Source organism: Streptomyces sp. SID3343 (assembly GCF_009865215.1).
GTDB lineage: Bacteria > Actinomycetota > Actinomycetes > Streptomycetales > Streptomycetaceae > Embleya.
Map to the genome: position 1 here is coordinate 1 of NZ_WWJX01000885.1, position 4,507 is coordinate 4,507.

Annotated in this window: 4 protein-coding genes and 1 pseudogene; all 5 read left to right on the plus strand. The window is 74.0% G+C overall.

What is annotated here, in order from left to right; genetic code table 11:
• Window positions 1-456 (plus strand): annotated as a pseudogene (locus GT354_RS27540) (beta-ketoacyl-[acyl-carrier-protein] synthase family protein); the annotation flags it as partial.
• A complete protein-coding gene (locus tag GT354_RS27545; protein WP_161359081.1) occupies window positions 453-1,070 on the plus strand; it encodes a beta-ketoacyl synthase N-terminal-like domain-containing protein in 618 nt (205 codons plus the stop codon). The pseudogene GT354_RS27540 and the gene GT354_RS27545, both read left to right, overlap by 4 nt.
• Before the next feature lie 126 nt (window positions 1,071-1,196).
• Window positions 1,197-2,816: a class I adenylate-forming enzyme family protein gene (locus GT354_RS27550; RefSeq protein WP_161359082.1), complete on the plus strand. Its 1,620-nt coding sequence runs from the start codon at window positions 1,197-1,199 to the stop codon at window positions 2,814-2,816.
• On the plus strand, window positions 2,813-4,090 hold the full coding sequence (locus GT354_RS27555) for a beta-ketoacyl-[acyl-carrier-protein] synthase family protein (protein ID WP_161359083.1): 1,278 nt from the start codon (window positions 2,813-2,815) through the stop codon (window positions 4,088-4,090). Before GT354_RS27550 ends, GT354_RS27555 begins: the two co-directional genes overlap by 4 nt.
• A gap of 126 nt (window positions 4,091-4,216) precedes the next feature.
• Window positions 4,217-4,507 (plus strand): VOC family protein (locus tag GT354_RS27560; protein ID WP_202512367.1); only part of this gene is annotated, 291 nt, incomplete at its 3' end.

The window sequence follows — 4,507 nt, forward strand, 5'->3', positions numbered from 1 at the left end:
GGCCGGTCCGGGGACGCCCATCACGTGTGCCGTCCACGCCCCGACGGCGAGGGCGTGGCCCGCGCCACCCGGGCCGCGCTGGCTCGGGCGGGTGTCGCCCCGTCCGAGGTGGGCTACGTCAACGCCAACGGCACCGGTTCGCCGATGTCCGATCTGGCGGAGGCACGGGCGCTGCGCGAGGTGTTCGGCGACGCGCTGGACGGACTCCCGGTCAGCTCCAGCAAGTCCGTCCACGGCCACGCCCTGGAAGCCTCCGCACTGCTCGAACTCGTCGTCACCATCGCGGCGTTGGCCAACGAACGGCTACCGGTCAACGCCGGCTGGCTGGGCCCTGACCCGGAGATCGGCCTGAACCTCGTCCTGGAGGGACCGCGCGAGGACCGCCCCCGCTACGCCCTCAGCCTCAACTCGGCGTTCGGCGGCGCCAACACCGCACTCCTGGTAGCCGCCGCATGAGCGGACTGCGCACCCTCGCCACAGCGACCTGGCCGCCCCCGCAGGGAACCGGCGAGCCACCTCCGTTGCCCGGCTTCTCGGCCTCCACCTTCAACCCCCTGGTCGCGGCCGTCGCCGAGCTCTGCCTCACCCGGTACCGCGACACGGACCGGGAGAGCGGCAGACCGGGGGCGGGGCCCGTACCGGGCAGGACGACCCCGCCGACCCGACCCGACGGGCAGGACGGAGCACGTGGAGAGCACCTGTCCACACCACCCGCGACCAGTCGCACGGGGCTGGTACTCGCCAGCGCCGGAGGCGACCGCGCCACCGCACTGGCCATCGACACCGCCGCCGCCTCCGGGCGCCGGATGCCGCCGCTGCTGTTCTTCCAGTCCAACCCCAACGCGATCCTCGGGCATATCGCCGCCCGCTGGGGGCTGACCGGCCCGGTCGTCGCCATCAGCCCGCGGGAGGCTGCCGCACCCGGCCGGATCCCGGCGGACGCACTGGAGTTGGCCGCTCTGCTCCTCGCGGACGGCGACGCCGACCGGGTCCTGGTCATCGCCGCGGAGCAGGCCGAACCGGCCGGGGGCACCGATCACGGCACCGCCGTCCTGGTCGCCTCCACCTGACCGCGTGACTCACCGTCGCGCCCCACGACCGCGCATCCGCGCACACTCCGGACACCCCATCCGTACGCGTCCCAGACGCCGCGCACCGCACCCGCATGGCCGGCACCATGAGAGGGATCCATCACCGTGAACATCCGCAGTATCCGCAGCGTCCTGGCGGCCGACCCGGACGTCGGCGCAGGAAACGTGCTGACCAGCAGGATCGCCTTGGGCATCGGTCTCGACGACCCGCTGCTGACCTTCGACACCGCGGTGGACGACCACGCCGCCTGGGAGCCCTTCACCCTGCGCGAGGTCGACCGCGCCGTCCGGGCCCGGGTGGCCGCGCTGCGCGCCCTCGGAATCGGCCGGCGGGACCCGGTGGTGGTGTACGCGACCGCCGCCGCCGACCACGTCCTCTCCTTCCTGGCACTGGCCCGGCTCGGTGCGATCCCGGCGCTGCTCAACCCCGGGGTGGAGGGCGAGCGCGCGGCCCGCTACATCGCCCGCCTCGGCGCCGTCGGCATCCTCACCGACCCTGAGCACCGGGCCGAGTTGGCCGGGCACGACACGGCGACCCCGGTGCTCGCCGATGCCTCCGAGCTCGGCTCCGGCGACCCGGACGCGGCGCCCGAGCCGTACCGGCACTCTGCGGGCGACCCGGTGGCGATCACCCACTCCTCCGGCACCACCGGGATGCCCAAAGCCGTGGTGCACTCGCACGCCAGCCTGTACGCGGCGATCCGCCACCGTGCCACGCTGCCACGCCCGCAGGGCTCGGACCGGATGCTCAGCGCCCTCCCCGCCCCGCACGCGGCCACCCTCATCGCAGTGAACTTCGCCCTCAGTACGCACGCTGAACTCGCCCTGCTCTCACGGCAGTCCGGTACCAGTGTGTTGGACGCCATCGAGGACTGGAAGCCGCGCGGTGTGATCGGCTTCGCCGCCACCTGGGCCGACCTCGCCCACCACGACCTGTCCGCCCGCGAGCTCGACACGATCGCACTGTGGTGGAACACCGGGGACTGCGCGCACGAGGCGCACATCCGCCGGCTGATCGCCACCGGCTCGCGCGAGACCGTCACCCGCCGGGGCCGCGGCCGCGAGCCGGGCTCGGTGTTCGTCGACGGTCTGGGCTCGACCGAGATGGGCCACTCGCACTTCTTCATCACCCACGCCCCCGGCACCGAGAAGTACGGCCGCTGCGTCGGCCGTCCGCACACCTTCGTGGACTGCGAGGTGGTCGGCCCGGACGGCGACCCGCTCGGCCCCGGCGAGGTCGGCGAACTCGCCACCGCCTCCCCGACCCTGGCGCCCGGCTACTGGAACGACTCGGTCACCACCTACCGCACCCGGCTCCGTGGCCGCTTCCTCACCGGCGACCTGATGTACCGGGACGAGGAGGGCTTCTACTACCACGTCGACCGCTTGGTGGACTCGGTCGACCTGGGCGCCGGCAAGCGGCTGTACACCGCGATGTCCGAGGAGCAGGTGCTGGCCCGCGTCCCCGGCGTCCGGGACTGCACGGTCGTCGCGGTGAAGGACGGCGACCGCGTGGTCACCGACGTGCTGCTGATCCTCGCGGACGGCGCCGACCCGGCCGCCGACCGCACCGACGAGGTCGTCGCCGCGCTCGACGAACACACCGCCGCCACCGTCCGCTCGGTCCTGGTGGTCGGCGACGACGACATCCCGCTCGGCCCGACCGGCAAGGTCCGCAAGGTCCTGCTGCGCGAGCGCTACCTCGCCTCGGTGGCCGTCCGATGACCCCGACCGCGAACCGAACCCCGAGGCGGCCGGGCGCCGTCGTCACCGGGATGGGCCTGGTGACCCCGCTGGGCCGCAAGCCCGCCGAGGTCTTCGAAGCGCTGAACGCCGGGCGCAGCGGCATCGTCGCCGTGCCCGAGGGCCACGCCGCGCACGGTTGGCTGCCCGCCGCCGGGATCGCCCCGCACATCGACGGCCGGGAGGTGCTGCCGCCGACCGAGACCCGCTGCGTGGACCGCTTCGTGCTGCTGGCCTTGGCCGCTGCGGACGACGCGCTGGCCGACGCGGGAGTGGTGGTCGGCCGCGACGTCGACGCCCGCCGTACCGCCGTGGTGCTGGCCACCGGCGGCGGCGGCCTGGAGACCTTCGAGCAACAGTCGCACCGGCGGCTGGAGCGCGGCCGGCCCGGCGTCAGTCCGTACCTGCTGCCGGGGATGCTCTCCAACATGGCGACCGCCCGGGTGGCGATCAAGCACGGGATCCGGGGCTACAGCACCACGATCGTGACGGCCTGCGCGGCCGGCGCCCAGGCGGTGGCCGAGGGGCTGCGGCTGATCCGGGCAGGCGACGCCGACGTGGTGGTGTGCGGCGGGACCGAGTCCTCGTTGCATCCGACGATCGCCGCCGCCTTCACCAACGCCCGTGCGCTGGCCCAGGGTTGGGACGACCCGGCGCAGGCGAGCCGACCGTTCGACACCCGCCGCAACGGGTTCGTGCTGGGCGAGGGCAGCGCCGTCCTGGTCCTGGAGAGCGTCGAGCACGCGGTCGCCCGGGGCGCGGCCGGCTACGCCGAGCTGATCGGCTGGGGCTCGACCACCGACGCCCACCACCCGACCATGCCCCGCCCGGACGGCGAGGGCGCGGCCGACGCCATGCGCACCGCCGTCGCGAGCGCCGGCCTGGCCACATCCGACATCGGCTACGTCAACGCACACGGCACCAGCACCAAGCTCGGCGACATCGCCGAATCGGCCGCGCTCAACGCGGTGTTCGGCGAGCACCGGCCCGCCGTCAGCTCCACCAAGGGTGCCACCGGCCACCTGCTGGGCGCAGCCGGAGCGGTGGAGGCCGCCATCACTGCCCTGGCCGTGGCCCGCGGCTTGCTCCCGCCCACCCTCAACCTGGGCGAGCCCGACCCGGCATGCGCCCTGGACCACGTCCGCGGCACCGCCCGGCCGGCCGAGCTCCGGGCCGCGCTGAGCAACGCCTTCGCGTTCGGCGGCCACAACACCAGCCTGATCTTCGGGCCAACGCCCACCCGCACCGTCAAATAGGCCGCCACAGCCTGCTCCCTCCGCTCCCAACTCCTCAGGCCGCCACAACCTGCTCCCCCGCTCTCGACTCCTCAGGCCGCCACGGCCTGCCCCCTCCGCTCTCAACTCCTAATGCCAGGAGCTCAGTTGTCCATTCAGACGATCACCCATGTCGAGTACCACTGCGCGGACGCCGCCCGGACCGCCGCCGAGCTCCAGACCGGCTTCGGCTTCCTGCGCGACAGCGACCAGCCCGGGTGCAAGCCCGGGGTGCAGACCGTTCACCTCCACCAGGGCACCATCCGACTACGGCTGCACTCCAGCGAGAACACCGATGATCCGGTGGCCCGCTACGTCGAGCGGCACGGCGAGGGCGTCGCCGTGCTGGCGCTCGGTTGCACCGACCCGCAGGCCGCGCTGGAGCGGGCCGAGCGGCAC

Excerpts from the sequence above, each read along its gene's own strand:
- GT354_RS27555 (WP_161359083.1), top strand. The coding sequence starts at position 2,813 with ATGACCCCGACCGCGAACCGAACCCCGAGGCGGCCGGGCGCCGTCGTC.
- GT354_RS27545 (WP_161359081.1), top strand. The coding sequence starts at position 453 with ATGAGCGGACTGCGCACCCTCGCCACAGCGACCTGGCCGCCCCCGCAG.